Here is a 21105-nt window from a genome sequence, read left to right as displayed (position 1 = left end):
ACGGTGGGTCAAATTACGTGATAACATTTAACGAGTGCTTATGTAAATTTAAAAATTTTAAGTGGTTTGATAATAGGAGTCCTATTAGCCAAATAATTTGTGGGTAATAGTAAGCCCTAGAACCCCATCTACGTTATTTTTTTATGAAAAGTACTTTACAAATCAAAAAATATACTTTAATTTCTATATAAAGTCTTAAACAATAAGATGTTAAGAATACGACTGTGATAGGCGACAGAGGATATGATAGTAGTGCATTTGTAGAAAGCTTAGAGAATAAGGAGTGTAAGGTTGTTATACCACCAAAGTCTAACCGTAAAGTACAACGTGAATATGATAAACACACTTATAAAGAACGGCATTTAATTGAGTGCTTCTTTAATATTTATACAACTAATACAATAGAAGGCTTAAATAGCCAATTACGCAAATAAAAAGACAGAGCCTGAAGGTATAAATTAATGAATACTAAGGATATAGTTTACATAGCTCTTTTTGCTGCAATTACGGCTGCATTAGGTATCATACCTGGTATCGTAATTCCTGTTATTGGTGTTCCTATAAGTGCACAATCTCTAGGAGCTATGCTTTCTGGCAGTATTTTAGGAGCTAAAAGAGGTGCTTTATCTCAAATTCTTTTTCTAGGAATAGTATCACTTGGTCTTCCAGTTCTTGCTGGTGGGCATGGAGGCTTAGGATCAATTTTAGGACCGAGTGGTGGATTTCTTTTAGGATGGCCTATTGCAGCGTTTGTTATTGGTTTTTTATTTAAAAAAAATTGGTCTAATTTAACTAATATTAGTGCTTTTATATATATTATAATTGGCGGCATACTAATTATGTATATTATAGGTATTTTATGGCTTAATATAATTATTAATATTTCTATAAATCAAGCTTTTATTGGAAGTATGATATTTATCCCAGGAGACCTTATTAAAGCAGTTATTGCTACTACTACAGCATTGGTAGTAAAACGTTCTTACCCTATAATACAAGATTAAGTTTTAATATTAGTTAAAGTATAAGCTATAAAGTCTATATGATAAAAATTGAAAATGTTAATTACAGTGTTAATAATTATGATATTTTATCAAATATCAGTTTAATACTAGGTGAAAGAAAAATTGGTATAGTTGGAGCAAATGGTAGTGGAAAAAGTACATTTGCAAGACTTCTTAATGGCATTAAACTACCTACTACTGGACTTGTAACAATTGATGGTTTAGATACACGTAAATTTGGTAAAGAAATAAGACGTAAAGTTGGATTTGTATTTCAGAATCCAGACAATCAAATTGTTTTTCCAATAGTTGAAGAAGACCTTGCTTTTGGTTTAAAAAATCTTGGTTACAATAAGGATAAGATTGAGCAAAGTATAAATTCAATCTTATCCTTATATAATATACATAATTTGCGTAAATCTCCATCTCATCTTCTTAGTGGCGGACAAAAACAATTATTAGCTATTGCCGGGGTATTAGTGATGGAACCTGATTACATAGTATTTGATGAGCCTACGACGCTTTTAGATTTAAGAAATAAAAAAAATATTTTCCAAGTAATAGAAAATTTAAAGCAAGTTGTTATTATGATTTCTCACGACCTTGAATTATTATCAAATTTTGATCGTGTAATTGTTTTTGAGCAAGGGCAAATAATTGGAGATGATCATCCTTCTATTACTATACCTTTATATAAAAATATGATGATATGAATTTAGATACTTATTATCAATATAACTCTCCTATCCATCGCTTATCCCCAAGGATTAAGCTATATTCTCTAGTAGTTTTTTCAAGCGGATTATTTTTAGTATCTAATTTATTTTTGCTTAGTATAAGCTTATTTTTTACATTTTTTTTATATTTTATAGCTAAAATACCACTACAAAAATTATTTATTCAATTACGCCAGATTACTATTATAATATTAATTATTTTGCTTGTTCATATATTTACCAGTAATTGGATAGTAGGAGTACAAGTCATCATTCGATTTGCAACATTATTACTTTTCGCTTCATTGATAACACTTACAACACGTATATCTGAAATGGTTGATAGCCTTAATGAAATTTTAATTTTATTATCTTATGTTGGGATTAATCATAAGAAAATAAGTCTATCCCTGTCTCTTGCCATACGATTTATTCCTGTGATTGTTAGTATTTTTCAGGAAATAAGTGTAGCTCAGCGTACCCGTGGTTTAGAACGTAATTTTATTGCAACTATAATTCCTACAATTATAAAAATTCTAAAAACAGCAGAAAATATTGCTGAAGCTATTGAATCACGTTCTTGGTAAGGGAACTGTAAATATTAAATCTAGAAGAATAACAACTGCTATTCATTCTGTATATAAGGTAGATATATACCATTATTGTCTACGTCACAACCCCGTTATGAATTTTCTTAATCATACGCTTATCAATGTTATCAAAGTAGCTACTTTCAATAAAAAGCTGTCCGTCCTCTAAGTTCATTTGTTTATGAGTTTGTGCAAACAAAGTAGCACCATATTTTCTTGCGGGATAGTCAATATTTAAGGCCTGCTGCTTATTAAAACGGGAATCAACTCCCACAAAGCGTAAAACAAAAGCGACCCTTTTTGCCAAAGGTCCATCTTTAAGACGAGAGCTTCTATGAATTACATTTTTATTGAACAAGAGTACATCTCCTACTCACGGCGGTCTCATGAACAAAAGGTAAAGAAATGTTAATAATAAAGTTTTTGCAAATAGTGGAGTAATATCGTAAGAATCTCTTAATAAAATAATTATTATTTGGAGATAGTGATGTTAAGAGAGAGAGAATTCGTCAAGAACTTTGCAGAACATTTTTGCGATATAGTTATGCCCATAGGATTATGTTCTTTATCACCTAATCCTATAGGCATAACTATATATTTGGTAATCCTAAGGCAACAAAGGCAATTATCGATAGGCTAACCCATCATTGTCAAATCATAGAAACTGGTAATAAAAGTTTTAGAGGAGGAAAAGATGCAGAATAAAGATTAAAATAATATACTATTATATAAATTAAAAATTACCAATGATTTTAGGGAATTTTATCTGAATTTTAACCAAAATTAACTAATTTTTTTTGTGGTCAAGGGGGGGCAATAGTTTATTACAATTTACAGCTAAATACTATTCGGGTTAGCCATAATTGAATTATAACTGTAACCTCTTACGCATAGTCATAAAACCTTGGGGAGCAGGATTGTTATCAACAAATTCCAGGATTTGTTTGGCAGTTTCAAAAGCTGTTCTTGAGGTAGTATCAACTGTTAAATCATATTCTAGCAAACTACTTGCGTGAACTCGGTCTATTTGATCATTCGATAAACCTATAGCCCGATCACCGCGTAGAATTTCTCGCTCCTGCATTACGGAAAGATCACAGAAGACTCCGACAAAATAGACAATATAGCTACTTAAGACTTTTATGTAAGATTTAAGACAGGAATCATCAAATAAGACTTCATCAATAATAATATTATTCCCTCGGCTTACAAGCAGATTGGCAAAATCTGGCATTACCCCAAAAAGTTGCTCAGCTTTTATACCACTCTCAACCCGCATGGTTAAACCACGATCGTTTCTTCCTGGCACAAAGGTAAAATATTCGCTAGATGCTTTATCATCATATGAGCATGGTATCATATTGATAAAACTATCTACACCAAAAGTAAGCCAAGACTCCTTACTTAAATATTGTATTGATTTTGCGATAGACGTTTTGCCGGCAGAACCGCATCCGTTTAAAAATATAATCTTACTCATATGGTACCTTGCTGTTCTTTCTCGTTGCTACAATATAGCTAACCCGACTAGCATTTAGCCATAGTAAACTGGCGTCATTGCGAGACCCACGTAGTGGTCGTGGCAATCCATTTCTAATCACTTTCCTGGATTGCTTCGTCGCTACTAAAGTAGCTCCTCGCAATGACGCCTGAGATATCAACAACTTATTCGGGTTAGCTATATATACTAAATATAACAGATTTTTATGCTCCACTAATAGCAATTTTCATTATTTTTGCAGGGTTGCTTATTTTTTTTCATTCCTCAATACATTACTCTTGCCCACATTTTTTTAAAGAGTTATCATTATCCCGAACTGAAGTTATAGTAATTAAGTTAGGGAATCAATAAATTAATAGAAGCACCATGGATAAAAATATTATAACTACAGAATATAAAGAGTTTTTAGAACAGTTAAAAGCCCGTGTAGCTACAAGTCGTTATCAAGCAGCACAATCTGTTAATAAAGAGCTGATAATTTTATATCATCATATTGGTAGCGAAATTTTGACTCGTCAAGAGCAACATGCCTGGGGTGCTAAAATAATTGACAAACTTAGTCGTGATTTAATATCTGCTTTTCCTGAAATGAAAGGATTTAGCACTCGAAACCTTAAATATATGCGACAATTTGCTAAGGAATATCCTGATTCTACATTTGTGCAAGAGGTACTTGCACAATTAACATGGTATCATAATGTTACCTTACTAGGTTCTTATATCCGAGCTTCAACTGACAAACAAGATCTTACTAACCAACGACATGAAATTTTAACGTATACAAATAACAATAATCTTAAGGTTGATGAGTTTATTGAAATTCATATGTCATCTCATAAGACAGCTAAGCAGAGAAGAATTAGTGAGCTTTTAGAGAAATTAAATAGTGCAGATATACTTATTGTAACTGAGATTAGTAGACTCGGCAGAAGTACATCTGAAATTATTGGACTAACGGCTTCTTTATTAAAAGCTAAAATAAAATTAATTGCCATCAAACAAAATTTAGTAATCATCCATGATAGATATGATATGAACTCTAAAGTAATGGTCACTTTTTTCTCACTATTTGCTGAACTGGAAGGAGATTTGGTAAGTCTTAGGACTAAAGAAGCATTAAAGGCAAAAAAAGCTAATGGCATAAAGCTTGGCAAGCCTGTTGGTACTATACAAAAAAGTAAATTCGATAAGGACATAGATAAGGTGAAAGAACTTTTACACATGGGCTTATCTGTTAGAAAAATAGCAAAGTACCTTGGGTACCCTAATTATTTGTCATTGAATAAATATTTAAATAAAAGAAAAATTAAGGAAATGGCTAGCTAAGACTATATGCTATCATGGTTACAGGTCTACTCTGGTGAAGATACGGGGAATAAGATATAAGAATTTGAATTAGTACTGCAGAAATACAATAATTGCGGTCCTGAGGTTATTGAGAATTTTATTTTTTATCTAACTGGTAATCGGTTAGAACAAGAAGATGCTGTTCTAACACATTCATTATTATACGAGGATTTGTTACTTACAGGCGTTAGTCTACCGTAACGAAACCTGTGGGATATACTGTAATCATTGTATACTTGCAGCAAAACTGCATAACTCTATCTAATTTTTTTGTTAGTATAAAATTTATTTTATAAATTTGGGTTCCTACTATGCAAATACCATCAATTACTATTGAGCAAGTAGCTCAGCAATTTAAAGCCTGGCGTCAAACTAAAACTAACAAGTTTGATCCCATACCAAACCATCTAAAGGAATTAGTTCGCCAGCTACTCCATCACTATTCTTGCAAAGATATAGCCAAACATCTCAATATTATAGCACTTAACATATGGATTCAAATAAGTTATAATGATAAATAATAAAAAAATTATATAATAGAAATATGGCATCCCCCTACAGTTACGATTTACGTTCTAGAGTTATAGAACATTATGAGAAATATAAGAAAGTAGCACTTACATGCGAAACCTTTAAAATTAGTCGGTCAATAATCTATGATTGGATTAGATTAAAGAAACAAACTGGAGATATAAAGTCAAAGGAGGGATACCAGAAAGGATATGGTCATAAAATCCCTGATTTATCGGAGTTGCGTCATTTAGTAGAAAAGGGTAACTCGTTAACGCTTACAGAAATAGCAAAAGAATTAGATAATGTTGCAAGTATAATGACTATCAGCCGAGCTTTAAAGAAACTCAACATTACTCGAAAAAAAAGACATATGCGTATAAAGAAAGAGATGAAGGAAAGCGACAAGATTTTCTCAGTGAATTAGAAAAAGTGCCGATAGAGAGACGTGTTTATCTTGATGAAGCGGGCATAAATGATAATGAATCATATGAATATGGATGGTCAATGAAAGGAAGTCGTTGTAATGGGAGTAAATCGGGAAAACGTAGTGAAAGAACAAGTTTTATTGGTGCGTTAAATCAGAATAGTTTAATCGCATCACTAGTCTTTACTGGGAGCTGTGATAGTAAGGTATTTGAAGCTTATATAGAAAATTGCCTTGTGCCGGAGCTAAAGCCTGGACAGGTTGTCATTGCTGATAATGCAAGCTTTCATAAATCCAAAAGGGCTAAAGAATTAATTGAAAAAGCTGGCTGCAAACTAAAATTTTTACCACCTTATTCCCCTGATTTAAATCCTATTGAACATCATTGGTTTCCGATAAAAAATAACATTAGAAAATTATTAGATAAAGGTATTTCTGTATTTGAGGCAAGTTGTAGAACGTTTAAAATAATGTATGAACCTATATGTTAAGTGCTATAATAAAACAATAATTAGTTCAATTCAACGTATACTTGCAGCAAAACTGCAACAAGATATTAATTTCCTTCCATTTCAACTAGTAAATTCTATAGATACTGATCCTGTGGCTACTCCCAAACAAAATTACTACACTTGCCACATTATTAAACCAAATGGTACCAAGCTTATTATCCAAACATTGGATCCAAAAATCATAATTCAGACATTTCTATGCTGCAACTAACCCCTCAGTCAGTTATTTTTGTTGCCACTATTGCCATCGACTTTCGTAAGGGTATCGATGGTTTAATAGCTGTTTGCAGACAAAAACTTTCTTCCAACCCTCTTAATGGTTCCTTGTTTTTATTCTATAATAAAAACAGAACTGCCATTAAAATTTTGTCCTTTGATGGTCAAGGCTTTTGGTTATGCTCTAAACGCCTATCCAAAGGTAAATTTACGGCAAAACTTTCCCCATCTGATAATTCATCTTATCAGATTTGTTATAGAACCTTACACATTCTTATTCATAATGGTGATCCTAGTTCTGCCAAACTCTCTAATGATTGGCTTCCTGTCATTTAAGCTGCCGTCTCGATTAATTCCGTATTATTTATATATCTTGCATAGGCAAAAGGCGTATAATTCGTAGGATGCTTCTTTGCTTTGCTGCTCTGCTCTTGCAGCCAATTTAAATATTTAAAGGCATTGATCTCGTTCTCACTACAAGTCTTTACTATACTATACAGACCACTATGTATCTCAGCACTATTGATTGTTTTAAAGAATAATGAATTCTTCCTTTGTAAAATAATGGTACGTAGTGACCTCTCAGCCCAATTATTATCAAGACTGCTAACTGGAATTTTCAAAAATTGCGTCAAACCTTCTTTATTATTTAACCAATATTTCATAGCTTGCCCAAACCTACTATTAGGCTCAACTTTCTTGTCGTTAAATAATTCGTCTATTTTGTTATATATGTTTTCTATATATTTACTGCTATGTTCCTGATGGTACTTCAGCTTTTCCTCAAGGCTCATCTCTTTACATTGATGTTCATTATGGTAAATCCCACCAGTCTGTTTGAGAAAATATCCGCATTCTTCAGGGTAATATGGTTCATTCTCTGTAAATTTTCTCTGCCCATGTGACAAACAATTGATCATCACTATTATTGCCAGTAATTCTTTATCTGCTTCTGATAATACCGGGTTATTATTGTTACTTGCATCAGTCATTAAATGAATAGAATCAGTCCTATTCTTACGATTCTTTAGTACGTTACCAATATTTTCCCCGCCATGCTTATTACCGGTAAAATATAAAACTATCACCTCATTATTTGTAGTTTTAGCACATATAGTAGTGGTATAACAGCTGCGTCCTTTCTTATTTTGAGTACGTAATTTTTTATTGGCTACAGTAATTTCTAAAATCCTGGCTCTAGTATCATCAAGGTTCAGTGAACTACATTCGGCAGCCATTTCCAATAATACCCTGTAAATTTCAGCTCCACCACCTTCTTGCCAAACATCTAAATATTGTTGCCACAACGAGCTATGGGATACAGGAACCCCGCTTAAACTTTGCAACCTAGATAAACGATAGAAGGGAGTACCGTAGGTCTTTTGTAACACTATTGCACTTTTGCTACTATTTGTCCATTTGTTGATATTTTTATTGTTCATAACTGTATAATCGCAAGCATTACAGCGTAACGTTTTCTTTACATATCTGTTGACTGTAATTGGAGCATTACCTGTAAATTGTAGCAATTTTCTAGCTTCACTATTATAGAGTTTACCATTATCACAGTGAGGACAGCTATCACCACTACAAAAATTCTCAGGAGATAAATAGCTGGTATTCGCATCCTGATAATCATCAAATCCATATTTACCTTGCCAATTACTGCGATCTCTCTTCTTGGACTCATCGTACTCTTCTTCATTACCACCATTCTTATTATCAGATTCACTCGGTGGTTCTTTTAATGAATCTGAACTATCTTTTTTTTGTTATCTGCCTTAAAACCAATCATCATCTCCTTAAGCTTATTTATACTGATGTTTGATGATGCTAGCTTGTCTATTAGTTCGTTACAAAATTTCACAAGTTCTATCACCGCTTGCTGATCATCTCCTGTTAATGAACTTGCCTTAATATGTTGTATTAGTTCTTCTCGTTCCTCAGCACTTAAGGTCGCTACTTTTGGCTTTTTCATTTTGATTCATTCATTACGTTTAATAATTGAAATGTTATAGTATAACTGATAGTTTTTCAACCAGTTTTTTTACTAATCGGTGATATTTGCATAGTAGGAACCCAAATTTATAAAATAAATTCATACTACCAAAAAAATTTAATAGAGTTATGCAGTTTTGCTGCAAGTATACAAACTTTCCCCATCTGATAATTCATCTTATCAAATTTGCTATAGAACCTTACACATTCTTATTCATAATGGTGATCCTAGTTCTGCCAAACTCTCCAATGATTGGCTTCCTGTCATTTAAGCTGCTGTCTTGATTAATTCCGTATTATTTATATATCTTGCATAGGCAAAAGGCGTATAATTCGTAGGATGCTTCTTTGCTTTGCTGCTCTGCTCTTGCAGCCAATTTAAATATTTAAAGGCATTGATCTCGTTCTCACTACAAGTCTTTACTATACTATACAGACCACTATGTATCTCAGCACTATTGATTGTTTTAAAGAATAATGAATTCTTCCTTTGTAAAATAATGGTACGTAGTGACCTCTCAGCCCAATTATTATCAAGACTGCTAACTGGAATTTTCAAAAATTGCGTCAAACCTTCTTTATTATTTAACCAATATTTCATAGCTTGCCCAAACCTACTATTAGGCTCAACTTTCTTGTCGTTAAATAATTCGTCTATTTTGTTATATATGTTTTCTATATATTTACTGCTATGTTCCTGATGGTACTTCAGCTTTTCCTCAAGGCTCATCTCTTTACATTGATGTTCATTATGGTAAATCCCACCAGTCTGTTTGAGAAAATATCCGCATTCTTCAGGGTAATATGGTTCATTCTCTGTAAATTTTCTCTGCCCATGTGACAAACAATTGATCATCACTATTATTGCCAGTAATTCTTTATCTGCTTCTGATAATACCGGGTTATTATTGTTACTTGCATCAGTCATTAAATGAATAGAATCAGTCCTATTCTTACGATTCTTTAGTACGTTACCAATATTTTCCCCGCCATGCTTATTACCGGTAAAATATAAAACTATCACCTCATTATTGGCAGTCTTAGCACATATAGTAGTGGTATAACAACTGCGTCCTTTCTTATTTTGAGCTCGTAATTTTTTATTGGCTACAGTAATTTCTAAAATCCTGGCTCTAGTATCATCAAGGTTCAGTGAACTACATTCGGCAGCCATTTCTAATAATACCCTGTAAATTTCAGCTCCACCATCTTCTTGCCAAACATCTAAATATTGTTGCCACAGAGTGCTATATGATACAGGAACCCCGCTTAAACTTTGCAACCTAGATAAACGATAGAAGGGAGTACCGTAGGTCTTTTGTAACACTATTGCACTTTTGCTACTATTTGTCCATTTGTTGATATTCTTATTGTTCATAACTGTATAATCGCAAGCATTACAGCGTAACGTTTTCTTTACATATCTGTTGACTGTAATTGGAGCATTACCTGTAAATTGTAGCAATTTTCTAGCTTCACTATTATAGAGTTTACCATTATCACAGTGAGGACAGCTATCACCACTACAAAAATTCTCAGGAGATAAATAGCTGGTATTCGCATCCTGATAATCATCAAATCCATATTTACCTTGCCAATTACTGCGATCTCTCTTCTTGGACTCATCGTACTCTTCTTCATTACCACCATTCTTATTATCAGATTCACTCGGTGGTTCTTTTAATGAATCTGAACTATCTTTTTTTTGTTATCTGCCTTAAAACCAATCATCATCTCCTTAAGCTTATTTATACTGATGTTTGATGATGCTAGCTTGTCTATTAGTTCGTTACAAAATTTCACAAGTTCTATCACCGCTTGCTGATCATCTCCTGTTAATGAACTTGCCTTAATATGTTGTATTAGTTCTTCTCGTTCCTCAGCACTTAAGGTCGCTACTTTTGGCTTTTTCATTTTGATTCATTCATTACGTTTAATAATTGAAATGTTATAGTATAACTGATAGTTTTTCAACCAGTTTTTTTACTAATCGGTGATATTTGCATAGTAGGAACCCAAATTTATAAAATAAATTCATACTACCAAAAAAATTTAATAGAGTTATGCAGTTTTGCTGCAAGTATACTAATCATTATTATGGTACAAAGAATCGCACGTTCCCTAACACCCCGCCAAAGATGTGTAAGGAACTTATTATTTGGCATTAGTTTTGGTACAAAAAAAGTAAATATGAAAATTGCCTTAAGACAGAATTCCTTGATCTAAGGGGGGGGCAAGGCTGAATCACCCCATTAATTTATAATTAACTGCTCCTCTGTAAGTAGTATAAGTAAAGCCTTAAAGACCCCTTGCGAGAAAATTCGTACCTTCCCGCAAAGAACCCCCTATACACCTTTTAATTGTAAACTTTTCAAGTAATAGTAGATTTTCCTATAAAGAATTTGTACTAAAAATATCAGAAATCATGGTAAACTGAAAAACCGTGAACGCTCACCTTTTTACTGTGAAAAATATTAAATTTAGAGCTAGTCTTTTGCTCAAGAAAATAAAGATATCAATTTATTTAACACTGAAAGTTATTAGGGTTACAGAGAAATAGTGCTTTCAATAAGAAGATAGGTTTGCAAAAAATAGCCTCCTCTATAAAGCCTATCACTATAATGGATATAGCCACACATTTCGCTTTTCACACGTTCCGTTACGGTGGGCCAATTAATAAGAAATAATTTAATTATTATAAGGAAAATGTTGAGCTTCATCTGTAAACTGATCATGTGTAAACAACAACAACATATTATTATCGATATGATCCTTAAGAGGCAAATAGGTAATTAAATCATAAACTTGCAAGTCTATTTTGATCGGTAAATTACTGTCATTAAGTAGCGTAAATATACGATCCATGGTCTTCTCATCAAGTGAGCCATAAATTACTAGGTCAATATCGGAGTTGGAACGGTAAAGACCAGTAGCACGTGAACCAAATAAACCAACACGATCTATTTTTTCTGAGAAGGGCAACAAAATACTACGCAGTGTATTTAATTGTTTTGTGCTTAATCCATGGTTAAACATATTTACCTTCTACATCTCTGCTGCAAATTCTAACATTTTTAGATTCATGTTCTCTAATTCAGGATAATAATTTTTTTCAATATCTATAATAATCTTCTCAAATTTTTTGAAGTCATAGGTATGTGACATTTTATTACGAGAATCTAGAGCATCCATCCATATTTCACCATTCTTGATTAAGTTAGCAGCTATTGAGGCTTTAATTACAGCAGCTGGAGTAATGGTTTCCAGTATAACACCTTTATATTCCAGATAATCTTTAAGTACTTTCCATGTCAATTCCCATGTATATTCGAACCGTTGAATAATTCCTTCTTGTTCTAACTGACTTACCTTACGCTCTCGCATTATATATATAGCTTCACGTAATAAAGCAAAAGCACATTTGAAATTGTCAAAACGATATAACCAACGAGGTTTTTCTAAGTTACTAAGTATAGTCATATTAATCCTACATCTAATAGATTAATTCTTTTTGAAGTTGTTTATCAAAGGTTTTTATTTTATGACTTTTATTTTGTTCGCCTTCTACTAAAATCATATAATCTCCAAAATCAGCTTTGCCGGTTACGTACTTTTCTAATGCTTCTAGTACTACTTCTCTGTGACCTATAACGATACCAGTTGAATCAGTTAATGTTATTATTGCTTGATATATCTTATCTCTAGAGAATCCTTTTACTTTCAAAACCCATGCAAATTCTAAAATAGCGTAAGAAGAAATAAATAAAGAATTTTTCTGAGTAATTTTTAAAAGAAACACTTGAGCTTCTTTTGCCAGCTCCTGCTCATCCTGTAAGTAGGCTTTAACTAGTACATTGGTGTCAACTCCTATCATTTTCAGCTATCGCTTTACTAATTGCATCATCTATATCCTCAATAGACATCGGTTCCTCTTGAGTTTTACTTTTACCCATACCAAAAAAGCTGGTAATACTTTTCTTTACAGAAAAAATTTCTAAACTATCATCGTTTTTTATATTGATTACCAGCTCTGAGCCAGAATGTAACCCTAACTTGGTTCTTAATGTCTTAGGAATTACTAATTGACCTTTTGAAGATAAAATTGCCTTCGCACTCATAAACATAAACACTTAAATAATAAATGTATCTGATAAGTAAGTTATCATAACTTACTTTAGATTGTCAATATGTAAAAAATCTCAAGAACTTTAAAAATTATAGAAAATAATTTTATAAATCATCCCGTTCAATAATTCCTGAATTTGAAAACTAAGTTATAACAAACATTCGTAGAATTTTGTTATAACTTAGTTTTCAAATTTAGGTTGTAATGTCCTTTGCAGCTCAGTATCCACACTTGTTTTTTGTCATGGAGTATTTTATAAATTAAGCGATGTTCTAAGTTAATGCGTCTTGACCAATATCCTGAAAATTTATGTTTTAGCTTCTCAGGTTTACCTATACCAAATTCTGGAGTATTGGTTATACTTTCTATTAATGATTCTATACGTTTTATAATTAGTTTATCGCTTTTTATCCAAAAACTAAAATCCGTTTTTGCTTCATCTTGCCAAATTATCTGATACATTTTAAGTATGTAATAATTTTTGCTCAAGTTTTTCTATTCTAGCATTTACTTGTTCTGTACAGTCTTCAGCTGGAACAGTTTTATAGTTCATCCAATATTGCTCTTCTATTTCTTGATAATGTTCATAATCTTCTTTAGCTAGTATTATTGATACTACTCTTCCATGTTTTGCTATAGCAACCGGTTCTCTTCGTGCAATATCAATTATTTCAGCAAATTTATTTCTTGCCTCATTCGTGCTGTATGTACGCATAATGTCTTTTTATTATAATAATGTACATAATATACAATTAATAATAATTATAAACAAGAAAATGAACGACCTACTCAAATTAAAATGACTTTCAAAATTCAATGTGGTTTGCTTTAATTTGAGCCGGCTAGATATTCAATCCAAAAACTTCTTATCATTTTTTACCTTTATAGTTATGCTCATAGGATTAGGTGATAAAGAACATAACGATTGTAAGTTGTCATTCCCGCGAAGGCGGGAATCTAGATACCTGCTTTCGCAGGTATGACACAAAGTTTGTATCACCTAATTCAATAGGTTTCACTATACTTGGCTTTAAGTAAATTTAGGCAAAGAGTAAAGATTATCAATTCCCCTGTCATTTTTTGGCATAAAACATTAAAAATGTATATCATAAAATGGTCGTTTTATAATATCTACTATGAATAATAAAAACACTAATATATAAATATACGTGTTATATATCTATTATGATGATTTAGAGGTTTATAGTAATTATGCCTAAAAATGCCAAAATTATTGCTGTTGACAAAATTTAAATTGTTTATATTTTGAGTATTTTTAAGCGAAAATTAATAAGATTTTTGCAGGAATAGTTATTCCTATTTCAAAAAAATCTTATAATTTGCAGCTAATAAAGAGTCAAAATAGAATAATTTAAATTTTGTCAACAGAACCTAGGTAAGTCTATTAAACATAACACACTTTCTTCACAGCATTAATAACGTCTTCAATAGTTGGTAAGGCTAGTTTCTCTAAATTAACAGCATATGGTAGGGGAACATCCTTACCCGAGATAATTTCTATAGGAGCATCTAAATAATCAAATGCCTGACTCATTACCATACTAGCTATAGTTGCCCCAACCCCTGCAAAAAACCAGCCTTCTTCTATAACAACTAACCGATTAGTCTTTTTGACTGATTGCAATATAGTTTCTATATCCAAAGGCTTAATCGTTCTAAGGTCAATTACCTCACAGTTAATGCCATTATCCTGTAAACTATTTGCCGCATCTAAAGCCAACTTAACTTGTAAGGAAAATGTTACTATAGTGACATCATCACCCTCAGTAAGTTTCTTAGCTTGCCCGAAAGGAATAGGCTCAATTATTTCTGGAACCTCAAAACTATGACCATAGAGAATTTCATTCTCTAGAAAAATCACTGGATTGTCATCACGAATAGCAGTCATTAACAGCCCTTTGTGATCTTCCGCACTATAGGGAGCTACTACCTTTAACCCCGGAATATGACTATAACAAGCTGCATAATTTTGGCTATGTTGAGCTGCAACTCGACTTGCTGCCCCATTTGGTCCACGGAATACTATCGGACATTTAATGGTTCCACCAGACATATAATGGGTCTTAGCTGCAGAGTTAACTATTTGATCCATTGCTTGCATGGCAAAATTAAATGTCATAAATTCAACAATCGGACGTAACCCCGAAAAAGCCGCCCCAATAGCTACCCCAGTAAAGCCATGTTCTGTTATTGGCGTATCAATTACTCTTTTTGCACCAAACTGATCTAACAATCCTTGGGTTACCTTATATGCTCCCTGGTACTCAGCAACTTCCTCTCCTATAATAAAGATACTATCATCTTTCAACATTTCTTCTTGCATTGCCTGACGCAAAGCTTCCCGTACCGTTATTTGTAACATCTTCCTACTCATTAAACGTAAATATTAGTATATAGTTCTCTCTTGTCCGGTAGGCTTGAGTTCTCTGAAAATTCAACTGCTTCTGCAATAATATCTTTGACTTCTTTGTCAATTTCCTTCAACTGCTCTTCACTAGCATATTTATGGTCTAGGATTATCTCTTTTACTTGCGATAAAGTATCTTGTTCTTTATACATCTCCACTTCTTCTTTACTACGATATTTAGCTGGATCAGACATTGAGTGTCCTCTATAACGGTAACTATCCATTTCTAATATTATTGGTCCGCCACCATTTCTTGTAAACTCTGTAGCCTGCCGAGCATAATCATATACTGACTCTAGCGACATAGCATTTACTCTAAATCCGGTAATACCACATGATTCTCCTTTCTTGTAAAGGTCAGTCATAAAGGTAGAACGGGCTACTGAAGTACCCATAGAATATTGATTATTTTCAATAATATAAACTATCGGTAAATTCCATAATGCAGCCATATTAAAAGCTTCATATACTTGCCCCTGATTAACTGCCCCATCTCCTAAAAAAGTAAAACACACATTATTAGTATTTCGATATTTTTCAGCAAAAGCCAGTCCAGTACCTATAGGTACTTGAGCTCCTACAACACCATGCCCACCATAAAATTTGTTTTCTACGTCAAACATATGCATTGAGCCACCCTTGCCTTTCGAACAACCAGTCTCCTTACCCATTAGTTCTGCCAATACATATTTTGCTTCAGTTCCTGCCGAAATAATATGGGCATGATCCCTATAGCTGGTAATAGTATTATCACCAATCTGTTTTACTAAATCTATACCAGTAATTATCGCTTCCTGTCCAATATATAAGTGACAAAACCCACCTATTAGACCCATACCATATAACTGTCCACATTTTTCTTCAAATCTTCTAAGTAACAATATCTTTCTATAAGACTTGAGATATTGAACACTATTTAGTTTATATTTCCCGGGAACAATCATCTATAACTCCTCTATATTCTCAACTATTTATCAACGTCATTGCAAGGAGCTACTTTAGTAGCGACGAAGCAATCCAAAAAAGTAATCAAAAATGGATTGCTACGACCACTCATGTGGTCTCGCAATGACGTTGGTTATTTTCCTGCAACTTTTAAACTGCCCTGCCTTGTTAGTGTCGCCCCAACCTCAAGCCCTTAAATTATCAAGGATTAACTGCCAATTTATGTTTTAAATTTACTAATTTTATATGACAATTAATGCTACATTTAGGATTAGCTACTTTTTTTTGTGCAATACAATTTTCCTTAGGTCTCAAAGCAATATTACTCAAAAATTCTTTAGTCTCCTTAGGCATATATTGCACTCTAACCTTTGCTATACCACGTCTTTTAAATCCCAAAATTTCAGCAGATTTTTCTGAAACATCTATAATACGGTTTTTTTTAAAAGGCCCACGATCATTAACCATAAGAATCAAGGATTTATTATTACTTAAGTTAGTAACTTTGACCAAGCTAGGCAACGGTAAACTACGATGAGCTGCACTTAACATATGTTTATTATAGGTATCACCATTTGCTGTTTTCTTTCCATGAAAATTATGCTTGGAACCATACCAAGATGCCATACCTACTTGGTTACAATTAACATCTTCCTTAGGCTTATAAGTTTTACCTTTGATAGTATATTTTTTGCCTATCTTATAATGTCCCTTATAATGAACATTTTTAGGATCTTCCTGTGATAATTTGCTATATAGCCTAGTCTTTGGGGAAGTAAAACAACCACTAAGTCCTATACAATAAACTAGCAACAAAAGAATAGGTCTAAATTTCACTTTCATTTACATCATTATTATCAATCTTTTCAGTTTCCTTTATTTTAACGTGACAGACAACTCTTTCTACACCATTGATTTGGGAAGCAATAGAAGTGACCATTTCTAACTCTTCCTCAGACCTTGCTAAACCAAATATATATACTATATTATTAACTGTAACAATAGTGTAATTTACCCATTTTATATCTCGGTTAACAAAAGTCCTAGTCTTAATTTGACTAGTAATCATAGCATCTTTAGTATATTGCACTAAGTCAAAATGATCACTTTTTTTATCTATTATCAATTCATTAATAACTTCATGAACCCCTTTTTCATCCCAGACAAGTTCTACAGCTTTTAATGCATCTTCTTTTTTGTCTATGATTCCAGTCAGTAGCACCCTCCCCTGTTCTACCTCAACCTTAATCTTAGTATATAATTCTCTGAAATTATTTTTTATAAAAGAAGCTTTGATCTTTGTCGATATTTTCACGTCATCAATTGTTTCTGCAATTGATTGATCTTTTGCAGCCGCGATAGTAGAACTAGTTGCTGCAGTAAAAATAGCCGGAAAACAACCTGTAAGCATGAAAGATAAGATTATAATAATAAAGTTAATTCTATACATAATCCTCCTTAATCTACGTAATATCCGCCCTTTAAGATAAAGCTTCAAATAGTTCATTATAGTAAATAATATAGTAAGCACAACTAATTTCTGCCCAGAAATTTTAATATAACCCCATTAGCATTACTCCATCATTGCAAGGAAAAGCGTAGGTCGACGAAGCAATCCTGTTTTGTGTCATCCTTGCTTAATATTATAGTGAAACCTATTGAATTAGGTGACACAAACTTTGTGTTAACCTTGCGAAAGCAGGTATCTAGATTCCTGCCTATGTGGGAATGACAACTTACAATCGTTATGTTTTTATCACCTAATCCTATGGGCATAACTATAATGTCATCCCTGCTTCAGTGCGGGATCTTAGATTCCCGCCGTTGCTAAGAATGAAGGGAGTGCAGGTATGACACAAAAATGGATTGCTTCGTCAGCTTCATGCCTCCTCGCAATAACGTTTGTGAATTTAGTGTAATGTTAGCCCCGATTAGCTATAAATCCTCTAAGCTCCATTTTGCTCTAGGGCAGAAATTGAATGAGTTAGTAAGATTATTTTGCAAACGTTCTAGCCCAGCATAAGCGATCATAGCAGCATTATCAGTACATAAATGTGCTGGCGGCACTAAAAGTACATAGCCTTGCTTTTCTGCTTGATGCTTAAGTATAATTTTCAAATAAGTATTAGCGGCAACTCCACCAGCAAGTACGCAGGTTTTTTGTGGTAATGCCGACTTACCAATAAATTCCTCGTACATTGCAAAACTATTAAGCATTTTTATTGACAAGATTTCTCCAACTACATATTGAAAGCTGGCAGCTATATCATTAATTTCCTGTTCACCTATAGGCTGTAACTTGGATATTAATATACGTACTGCCGTCTTTAAACCTGAAAACGACATATCACAACCAGCTTGATGAATAATGGGTTTTGGCAAAATATACTTAGATGGATTACCAAATTTTGCTCTTCTCTCAATTTCTACGCCCCCAGGAAAAGGTAAATTCAGCATTTTTGCCACTTTATCAAAACATTCTCCCACCGAGTCATCGATAGTTTGTCCTAAAATTTTATATTTACCCAACGCTTGGACAGCAACAAATTGACAATGCCCCCCTGAAACTAATAGAAATAAATAAGGATATTCAGCCTTATTGGTTAATCTAGCAGTGAGTAAATGCCCCTCTAAATGGTTAACTGCAATAAAAGGCTTCTTTAAGACACTAGCAACTACTCTGCCAAACATTGAACCAACTATCACCCCACCTATCAAGCCAGGACCAGAAGTAGCTGCGATTCCGTCTATATTGGATAATTCAAGATGACTTTCATCCAAAACATATCTAACTGCTTTTTCTAAATTTTGCAAATGCGATCTAGCAGCGATTTCTGGCACCACTCCTTGAAAAGCCTTATGTTCTTGGTGTTGGGAAATAACAATATTCGATAAAATTTCTTTATCTGAGCTAACTATTGCTACGCCAGTATCATCACAACTTGATTCAATACCTAATATTTTAATTATTGTAATTTCTCCTTTAATAAATCATTCACTAGGTTAGGATTGGCTTTGCCTTCAGTTTTTTTCATTACTTGTCCAACGAAAAAACCAAATAACTTATCCTTACCGCTTCTATAGGCAGCAACAGAGTCAGGGTTTTCTGACAACACTCCGTCAATTATAGCAGTTAGTATACCACTATCTGACACTTGCACTAAGTCTTTTTCTTTAATAATTTTTTCCGGCTCTTGTCCAGTTTCAAACATAGTTTCGAAAACTACTTTGGCAATCTTTCCTGAAATCACCCCATCTTCTATTAGTTTCACCATTTGAGCAAGCATTTCTGGGGTAATTTTACACTCACTTAAGCTAATGGAATTTTTATTAAGCTGACCAAATAACTCACTAATAATCCAATTAGCAAGTATTTTGGGATTGCATAAGCTAACTGCTGCCTCGAAATAACCTGCTACTTGTTCATCAATTACCAAAACCTCAGCATCATACGCATTTAAACTATATTCTGTCATATATCTTTGAATTTTTGCATCCGGTAGTTCTGGCAAATCTCGAGCTAATTGTTCTATTAGCTCCTCAGATAGAACTATTGGCAATAAATCTGGATCAGGAAAGTATCGATAATCATGAGCTTCTTCTTTTAGACGCATCGTCCTGGTTTCACCAGTATCAGCATCAAATAATCTAGTCTCCTGGATTATTGTCTGACCATCTTCAATTAAATTTACTTGCCTATTTGCTTCAAACTCTATTGCTCGCATAATATTACGAATCGAATTGATATTCTTGATCTCACACCTTGTACCAAGTGGATTCCCAGGAAGCCTGACTGAAACATTAGCATCGCAACGTAATGATCCTTTTTCCATATCACCATCACAACTTCCTATATACCTCAACAAAGTTCTGAGTTTACGAACAAACTCAGCCGTATCTTCTGGCGAATCAAGGTCTGGTTCAGTAACAATCTCCATTAATCCTATACCAGAGCGGTTTAAATCAATGAAGCTATAATGAGGAGATTGATCATGGATGGACTTACCTGCATCTTGTTCTAAATGCACACGATTAATTCTGATTCTTTTGGTTGTTCTCTGTTCAGTTACTATATCCAAATAGCCATCTTGGACAATTGGATGATAGAATTGTGAAATTTGATAGCCCTGAGGTAGATCAGGGTAAAAGTAATTCTTACGATCAAATCTTGAATTAAGATTAATTGTCGCGTTAAGTCCAAGACCAGTCTTAATTGCCTGATGGACACAATATTCATTTAATACTGGTAGCATTCCAGGCATTGCTGCATCAATCAAAGATACTTGTGAATTGGGAGGAGCAGCGAATTCGGTAGAACTACCAGAGAAAAGCTTGGATTTTGAAGAAATTTGGGCATGGATCTCCACACCTATCACATATTGCCATTTACCTGTATTACCAATAATATAAGTCATTTAAAATCTCTTTATAGTTTAGTATTTGTTCTAATTTAAACGAAAAAGATGTCATTCTTAGCAACGGCGGGAATCTAGATACCTGCTTTCGCAAGGTTAACATAAAAATGGATTGCTTCGTCACCACTAAAGTGGCTCCTCGCAATGACGTTGCATTATCTGCATAAGTCCTGTTTTTAAGTTGTTTGTATTGGTATTATACCTGAACTTTAGGAGTTATACCACTTAAACCTTGGGTCAAAATTTTACCAGGATACCAGTGTAGCAACGGCGGGAATCTATAGTATCTCAGAACTTTTCAGGCTCTATTTTAGATTCTCGCCTACGCGGGAATGACAAACATTATCTGGCTAAAACCTTCTCAGGTTAG

At 33.3% G+C, this 21105-nt stretch carries 34 protein-coding genes and 2 pseudogenes; 12 read left to right on the top strand and 24 right to left on the bottom strand.

Going from position 1 to position 21105, the window contains the following annotated elements:
* Nucleotides 1-212: 212 nt before the first annotated feature.
* The 4 genes and pseudogenes from ACQH2P_RS04035 to ACQH2P_RS04020 all read left to right on the top strand — a co-directional run.
* Nucleotides 213-383: pseudogene (locus ACQH2P_RS04035) on the top strand (transposase); the annotation flags it as partial.
* A gap of 78 nt (nucleotides 384-461) precedes the next feature.
* Nucleotides 462-1004, top strand: a complete 543-nt coding sequence (locus ACQH2P_RS04030; RefSeq protein ID WP_425363114.1) for a biotin transporter BioY — start codon at nucleotides 462-464, stop codon at nucleotides 1002-1004.
* Between the two features lie 38 nt (nucleotides 1005-1042).
* Complete coding sequence (locus ACQH2P_RS04025) at nucleotides 1043-1717, top strand: energy-coupling factor ABC transporter ATP-binding protein (RefSeq protein WP_425363113.1); 675 nt, start codon at nucleotides 1043-1045, stop codon at nucleotides 1715-1717.
* Complete coding sequence (locus tag ACQH2P_RS04020; protein ID WP_425363112.1) at nucleotides 1714-2307, top strand: energy-coupling factor transporter transmembrane component T family protein; 594 nt, start codon at nucleotides 1714-1716, stop codon at nucleotides 2305-2307. Before ACQH2P_RS04025 ends, ACQH2P_RS04020 begins: the two co-directional genes overlap by 4 nt.
* 79 nt (nucleotides 2308-2386) lie before the next feature.
* On the opposite strand, the gene ACQH2P_RS04015 is transcribed toward ACQH2P_RS04020, so the two are convergent.
* Nucleotides 2387-2668: a hypothetical protein gene (locus tag ACQH2P_RS04015; RefSeq protein WP_425363111.1), complete on the bottom strand. Its 282-nt coding sequence runs from the start codon at nucleotides 2666-2668 to the stop codon at nucleotides 2387-2389.
* A 236-nt stretch (nucleotides 2669-2904) separates the two neighbouring features.
* Between ACQH2P_RS04015 and ACQH2P_RS04010 the strand changes: the two genes are divergently transcribed.
* A complete protein-coding gene (locus ACQH2P_RS04010) occupies nucleotides 2905-3015 on the top strand; it encodes an ATP-binding protein (protein ID WP_425364075.1) in 111 nt (36 codons plus the stop codon).
* A gap of 163 nt (nucleotides 3016-3178) precedes the next feature.
* Here ACQH2P_RS04010 and ACQH2P_RS04005 read toward each other — a convergent pair whose 3' ends face one another.
* A complete protein-coding gene (locus ACQH2P_RS04005) occupies nucleotides 3179-3790 on the bottom strand; it encodes a chloramphenicol phosphotransferase CPT family protein (protein ID WP_425363110.1) in 612 nt (203 codons plus the stop codon).
* Complete coding sequence (locus ACQH2P_RS04000) at nucleotides 3783-4025, bottom strand: hypothetical protein (RefSeq protein WP_425363109.1); 243 nt, start codon at nucleotides 4023-4025, stop codon at nucleotides 3783-3785. The genes ACQH2P_RS04005 and ACQH2P_RS04000 overlap by 8 nt, the downstream gene beginning before the upstream one ends.
* 152 nt (nucleotides 4026-4177) lie before the next feature.
* Between ACQH2P_RS04000 and ACQH2P_RS03995 the strand changes: the two genes are divergently transcribed.
* Nucleotides 4178-5137, top strand: coding sequence for a DUF1016 N-terminal domain-containing protein (locus ACQH2P_RS03995; protein ID WP_425363108.1), 960 nt, complete (start codon nucleotides 4178-4180; stop codon nucleotides 5135-5137).
* 125 nt (nucleotides 5138-5262) lie between these two features.
* Here the strand turns inward: ACQH2P_RS03995 and ACQH2P_RS03990 are convergent, their stop codons facing one another.
* Nucleotides 5263-5403, bottom strand: coding sequence for a hypothetical protein (locus ACQH2P_RS03990; protein ID WP_425363107.1), 141 nt, complete (start codon nucleotides 5401-5403; stop codon nucleotides 5263-5265).
* 66 nt (nucleotides 5404-5469) lie between these two features.
* On the opposite strand from ACQH2P_RS03990, the gene ACQH2P_RS03985 reads away from it, so the two are divergent.
* The 4 genes from ACQH2P_RS03985 to tnpB all read left to right on the top strand — a co-directional run bounded on the left by ACQH2P_RS03985 (nucleotide 5470) and on the right by tnpB (nucleotide 7159).
* Nucleotides 5470-5679, top strand: a complete 210-nt coding sequence (locus ACQH2P_RS03985; RefSeq protein ID WP_425363106.1) for a hypothetical protein — start codon at nucleotides 5470-5472, stop codon at nucleotides 5677-5679.
* A 23-nt stretch (nucleotides 5680-5702) separates the two neighbouring features.
* Nucleotides 5703-6586, top strand: a protein-coding gene (locus ACQH2P_RS03980; RefSeq protein ID WP_425362619.1) for an IS630 family transposase whose coding sequence is annotated in 2 segments (ribosomal slippage) — nucleotides 5703-6023 and nucleotides 6026-6586 — 882 coding nt in all. Because the reading frame shifts where the segments join, the coding sequence is not laid out codon by codon here.
* On the top strand, nucleotides 6570-6818 hold the full coding sequence (locus ACQH2P_RS03975) for a hypothetical protein (RefSeq protein ID WP_425363105.1): 249 nt from the start codon (nucleotides 6570-6572) through the stop codon (nucleotides 6816-6818). The genes ACQH2P_RS03980 and ACQH2P_RS03975 overlap by 17 nt, the downstream gene beginning before the upstream one ends.
* The gene (gene tnpB / locus ACQH2P_RS03970) at nucleotides 6806-7159 is read left to right on the top strand and encodes an IS66 family insertion sequence element accessory protein TnpB (protein WP_425362591.1); all 354 of its coding nucleotides are present in this window, start codon (nucleotides 6806-6808) and stop codon (nucleotides 7157-7159) included. Before ACQH2P_RS03975 ends, tnpB begins: the two co-directional genes overlap by 13 nt.
* Here tnpB and ACQH2P_RS03965 read toward each other — a convergent pair.
* Genes ACQH2P_RS03965 through ACQH2P_RS03955 form a run of 3 tightly spaced genes read right to left on the bottom strand, consistent with a single transcriptional unit; the run spans nucleotide 7156 to nucleotide 8801 of the window.
* A complete protein-coding gene (locus tag ACQH2P_RS03965; protein WP_425362670.1) occupies nucleotides 7156-8265 on the bottom strand; it encodes an IS66 family transposase in 1110 nt (369 codons plus the stop codon). The genes tnpB and ACQH2P_RS03965 overlap by 4 nt on opposite strands.
* Nucleotides 8266-8303: 38 nt before the next feature.
* Entirely contained in the window at nucleotides 8304-8537 is a 234-nt protein-coding gene (locus tag ACQH2P_RS03960; RefSeq protein WP_425362621.1) for a hypothetical protein, read from the bottom strand.
* Nucleotides 8538-8567: 30 nt separating this feature from the next.
* Complete coding sequence (locus tag ACQH2P_RS03955) at nucleotides 8568-8801, bottom strand: hypothetical protein (RefSeq protein WP_425362589.1); 234 nt, start codon at nucleotides 8799-8801, stop codon at nucleotides 8568-8570.
* 157 nt (nucleotides 8802-8958) lie between these two features.
* Between ACQH2P_RS03955 and ACQH2P_RS03950 the strand changes: the two genes are divergently transcribed.
* On the top strand, nucleotides 8959-9093 hold the full coding sequence (locus ACQH2P_RS03950; protein WP_425363104.1) for a hypothetical protein: 135 nt from the start codon (nucleotides 8959-8961) through the stop codon (nucleotides 9091-9093).
* On the opposite strand, the gene ACQH2P_RS03945 is transcribed toward ACQH2P_RS03950, so the two are convergent.
* The 9 genes from ACQH2P_RS03945 to ACQH2P_RS03905 form a co-directional block, all read right to left on the bottom strand.
* Entirely contained in the window at nucleotides 9090-10199 is a 1110-nt protein-coding gene (locus ACQH2P_RS03945) for an IS66 family transposase (RefSeq protein ID WP_425363103.1), read from the bottom strand. The genes ACQH2P_RS03950 and ACQH2P_RS03945 overlap by 4 nt on opposite strands.
* Nucleotides 10200-10237: 38 nt before the next feature.
* The gene (locus ACQH2P_RS03940) at nucleotides 10238-10471 is read right to left on the bottom strand and encodes a hypothetical protein (RefSeq protein WP_425362621.1); all 234 of its coding nucleotides are present in this window, start codon (nucleotides 10469-10471) and stop codon (nucleotides 10238-10240) included.
* A gap of 30 nt (nucleotides 10472-10501) precedes the next feature.
* Nucleotides 10502-10735 (bottom strand): hypothetical protein, encoded by a 234-nt coding sequence (locus ACQH2P_RS03935; RefSeq protein WP_425362589.1) that lies wholly within the window; start codon nucleotides 10733-10735, stop codon nucleotides 10502-10504.
* Nucleotides 10736-11509: 774 nt separating this feature from the next.
* On the bottom strand, nucleotides 11510-11857 hold the full coding sequence (locus tag ACQH2P_RS03930; protein WP_425363102.1) for a nucleotidyltransferase domain-containing protein: 348 nt from the start codon (nucleotides 11855-11857) through the stop codon (nucleotides 11510-11512).
* Between the two features lie 9 nt (nucleotides 11858-11866).
* Nucleotides 11867-12301: a nucleotidyltransferase substrate binding protein gene (locus ACQH2P_RS03925; protein WP_425363101.1), complete on the bottom strand. Its 435-nt coding sequence runs from the start codon at nucleotides 12299-12301 to the stop codon at nucleotides 11867-11869.
* Nucleotides 12302-12314: 13 nt separating this feature from the next.
* Nucleotides 12315-12695 carry a type II toxin-antitoxin system VapC family toxin gene (locus tag ACQH2P_RS03920; protein ID WP_425363100.1) on the bottom strand — a complete coding sequence of 127 codons (381 nt, stop codon included), beginning with the start codon at nucleotides 12693-12695 and terminating at the stop codon, nucleotides 12315-12317.
* Nucleotides 12682-12945, bottom strand: coding sequence for an AbrB/MazE/SpoVT family DNA-binding domain-containing protein (locus tag ACQH2P_RS03915; RefSeq protein WP_425363099.1), 264 nt, complete (start codon nucleotides 12943-12945; stop codon nucleotides 12682-12684). Before ACQH2P_RS03915 ends, ACQH2P_RS03920 begins: the two co-directional genes overlap by 14 nt.
* 176 nt (nucleotides 12946-13121) lie before the next feature.
* Nucleotides 13122-13409: a Txe/YoeB family addiction module toxin gene (locus ACQH2P_RS03910; protein WP_425363098.1), complete on the bottom strand. Its 288-nt coding sequence runs from the start codon at nucleotides 13407-13409 to the stop codon at nucleotides 13122-13124.
* 1 nt (nucleotide 13410) lies between these two features.
* Nucleotides 13411-13662 carry a type II toxin-antitoxin system Phd/YefM family antitoxin gene (locus ACQH2P_RS03905; RefSeq protein ID WP_425363097.1) on the bottom strand — a complete coding sequence of 84 codons (252 nt, stop codon included), beginning with the start codon at nucleotides 13660-13662 and terminating at the stop codon, nucleotides 13411-13413.
* A 191-nt stretch (nucleotides 13663-13853) separates the two neighbouring features.
* On the opposite strand from ACQH2P_RS03905, the gene ACQH2P_RS03900 reads away from it, so the two are divergent.
* On the top strand, nucleotides 13854-13985 hold the full coding sequence (locus tag ACQH2P_RS03900; RefSeq protein WP_425363096.1) for a hypothetical protein: 132 nt from the start codon (nucleotides 13854-13856) through the stop codon (nucleotides 13983-13985).
* A gap of 367 nt (nucleotides 13986-14352) precedes the next feature.
* Here ACQH2P_RS03900 and ACQH2P_RS03895 read toward each other — a convergent pair whose 3' ends face one another.
* The 8 genes and pseudogenes from ACQH2P_RS03895 to ACQH2P_RS03860 form a co-directional block, all read right to left on the bottom strand.
* Nucleotides 14353-15330 (bottom strand): pyruvate dehydrogenase complex E1 component subunit beta, encoded by a 978-nt coding sequence (locus ACQH2P_RS03895; RefSeq protein ID WP_425363095.1) that lies wholly within the window; start codon nucleotides 15328-15330, stop codon nucleotides 14353-14355.
* An 11-nt stretch (nucleotides 15331-15341) separates the two neighbouring features.
* Complete coding sequence (pdhA, locus tag ACQH2P_RS03890; protein WP_425363094.1) at nucleotides 15342-16319, bottom strand: pyruvate dehydrogenase (acetyl-transferring) E1 component subunit alpha; 978 nt, start codon at nucleotides 16317-16319, stop codon at nucleotides 15342-15344.
* Nucleotides 16320-16521: 202 nt separating this feature from the next.
* Nucleotides 16522-17142: pseudogene (locus ACQH2P_RS03885) on the bottom strand (septal ring lytic transglycosylase RlpA family protein); the annotation flags it as partial.
* A 4-nt stretch (nucleotides 17143-17146) separates the two neighbouring features.
* A complete protein-coding gene (locus ACQH2P_RS03880) occupies nucleotides 17147-17770 on the bottom strand; it encodes a BON domain-containing protein (protein ID WP_425363093.1) in 624 nt (207 codons plus the stop codon).
* Nucleotides 17771-17901: 131 nt separating this feature from the next.
* Complete coding sequence (locus ACQH2P_RS03875; RefSeq protein WP_425363092.1) at nucleotides 17902-18096, bottom strand: hypothetical protein; 195 nt, start codon at nucleotides 18094-18096, stop codon at nucleotides 17902-17904.
* Nucleotides 18097-18255: 159 nt separating this feature from the next.
* Complete coding sequence (gene tsaD / locus ACQH2P_RS03870) at nucleotides 18256-19290, bottom strand: tRNA (adenosine(37)-N6)-threonylcarbamoyltransferase complex transferase subunit TsaD (RefSeq protein WP_425364098.1); 1035 nt, start codon at nucleotides 19288-19290, stop codon at nucleotides 18256-18258.
* Nucleotides 19287-20735 carry an Asp-tRNA(Asn)/Glu-tRNA(Gln) amidotransferase subunit GatB gene (gene gatB, locus ACQH2P_RS03865; RefSeq protein WP_425363091.1) on the bottom strand — a complete coding sequence of 483 codons (1449 nt, stop codon included), beginning with the start codon at nucleotides 20733-20735 and terminating at the stop codon, nucleotides 19287-19289. The genes tsaD and gatB overlap by 4 nt, the downstream gene beginning before the upstream one ends.
* Nucleotides 20716-20880 (bottom strand): hypothetical protein, encoded by a 165-nt coding sequence (locus ACQH2P_RS03860; protein ID WP_425363090.1) that lies wholly within the window; start codon nucleotides 20878-20880, stop codon nucleotides 20716-20718. Before ACQH2P_RS03860 ends, gatB begins: the two co-directional genes overlap by 20 nt.
* Nucleotides 20881-21105 lie beyond the last annotated feature (225 nt).

Origin of the sequence: Candidatus Tisiphia endosymbiont of Hybos culiciformis (genome assembly GCF_964030975.1) — a bacterium.
Taxonomy (GTDB): Bacteria; Pseudomonadota; Alphaproteobacteria; order Rickettsiales; family Rickettsiaceae; genus Tisiphia.
The sequence above is the reverse complement of the archived record's forward strand: the minus strand, read 5'-3'. Positions and strand labels throughout refer to the sequence as shown.

Bases quoted from the DNA above. Each gene is read 5' to 3' on its own strand.
- ACQH2P_RS04030 (WP_425363114.1), top strand. From the start codon at position 462: ATGAATACTAAGGATATAGTTTACATAGCTCTTTTTGCTGCAATTACG.
- ACQH2P_RS04025 (WP_425363113.1), top strand. From the start codon at position 1,043: ATGATAAAAATTGAAAATGTTAATTACAGTGTTAATAATTATGATATT.
- ACQH2P_RS04020 (WP_425363112.1), top strand. From the start codon at position 1,714: ATGAATTTAGATACTTATTATCAATATAACTCTCCTATCCATCGCTTA.
- ACQH2P_RS04005 (WP_425363110.1), bottom strand. From the start codon at position 3,790: ATGAGTAAGATTATATTTTTAAACGGATGCGGTTCTGCCGGCAAAACG.
- ACQH2P_RS03995 (WP_425363108.1), top strand. From the start codon at position 4,178: ATGGATAAAAATATTATAACTACAGAATATAAAGAGTTTTTAGAACAG.
- ACQH2P_RS03985 (WP_425363106.1), top strand. From the start codon at position 5,470: ATGCAAATACCATCAATTACTATTGAGCAAGTAGCTCAGCAATTTAAA.
- ACQH2P_RS03975 (WP_425363105.1), top strand. From the start codon at position 6,570: ATGAACCTATATGTTAAGTGCTATAATAAAACAATAATTAGTTCAATT.
- tnpB (WP_425362591.1), top strand. From the start codon at position 6,806: ATGCTGCAACTAACCCCTCAGTCAGTTATTTTTGTTGCCACTATTGCC.
- ACQH2P_RS03965 (WP_425362670.1), bottom strand. From the start codon at position 8,265: ATGAACAATAAAAATATCAACAAATGGACAAATAGTAGCAAAAGTGCA.
- ACQH2P_RS03960 (WP_425362621.1), bottom strand. From the start codon at position 8,537: ATGGTGGTAATGAAGAAGAGTACGATGAGTCCAAGAAGAGAGATCGCA.
- ACQH2P_RS03955 (WP_425362589.1), bottom strand. From the start codon at position 8,801: ATGAAAAAGCCAAAAGTAGCGACCTTAAGTGCTGAGGAACGAGAAGAA.
- ACQH2P_RS03945 (WP_425363103.1), bottom strand. From the start codon at position 10,199: ATGAACAATAAGAATATCAACAAATGGACAAATAGTAGCAAAAGTGCA.
- ACQH2P_RS03940 (WP_425362621.1), bottom strand. From the start codon at position 10,471: ATGGTGGTAATGAAGAAGAGTACGATGAGTCCAAGAAGAGAGATCGCA.
- ACQH2P_RS03935 (WP_425362589.1), bottom strand. From the start codon at position 10,735: ATGAAAAAGCCAAAAGTAGCGACCTTAAGTGCTGAGGAACGAGAAGAA.
- ACQH2P_RS03930 (WP_425363102.1), bottom strand. From the start codon at position 11,857: ATGTTTAACCATGGATTAAGCACAAAACAATTAAATACACTGCGTAGT.
- ACQH2P_RS03925 (WP_425363101.1), bottom strand. From the start codon at position 12,301: ATGACTATACTTAGTAACTTAGAAAAACCTCGTTGGTTATATCGTTTT.
- ACQH2P_RS03920 (WP_425363100.1), bottom strand. From the start codon at position 12,695: ATGATAGGAGTTGACACCAATGTACTAGTTAAAGCCTACTTACAGGAT.
- ACQH2P_RS03915 (WP_425363099.1), bottom strand. From the start codon at position 12,945: ATGTTTATGAGTGCGAAGGCAATTTTATCTTCAAAAGGTCAATTAGTA.
- ACQH2P_RS03910 (WP_425363098.1), bottom strand. From the start codon at position 13,409: ATGTATCAGATAATTTGGCAAGATGAAGCAAAAACGGATTTTAGTTTT.
- ACQH2P_RS03905 (WP_425363097.1), bottom strand. From the start codon at position 13,662: ATGCGTACATACAGCACGAATGAGGCAAGAAATAAATTTGCTGAAATA.
- ACQH2P_RS03895 (WP_425363095.1), bottom strand. From the start codon at position 15,330: ATGTTACAAATAACGGTACGGGAAGCTTTGCGTCAGGCAATGCAAGAA.
- pdhA (WP_425363094.1), bottom strand. From the start codon at position 16,319: ATGATTGTTCCCGGGAAATATAAACTAAATAGTGTTCAATATCTCAAG.
- ACQH2P_RS03880 (WP_425363093.1), bottom strand. From the start codon at position 17,770: ATGTATAGAATTAACTTTATTATTATAATCTTATCTTTCATGCTTACA.
- ACQH2P_RS03875 (WP_425363092.1), bottom strand. From the start codon at position 18,096: ATGCCCATAGGATTAGGTGATAAAAACATAACGATTGTAAGTTGTCAT.
- gatB (WP_425363091.1), bottom strand. From the start codon at position 20,735: ATGACTTATATTATTGGTAATACAGGTAAATGGCAATATGTGATAGGT.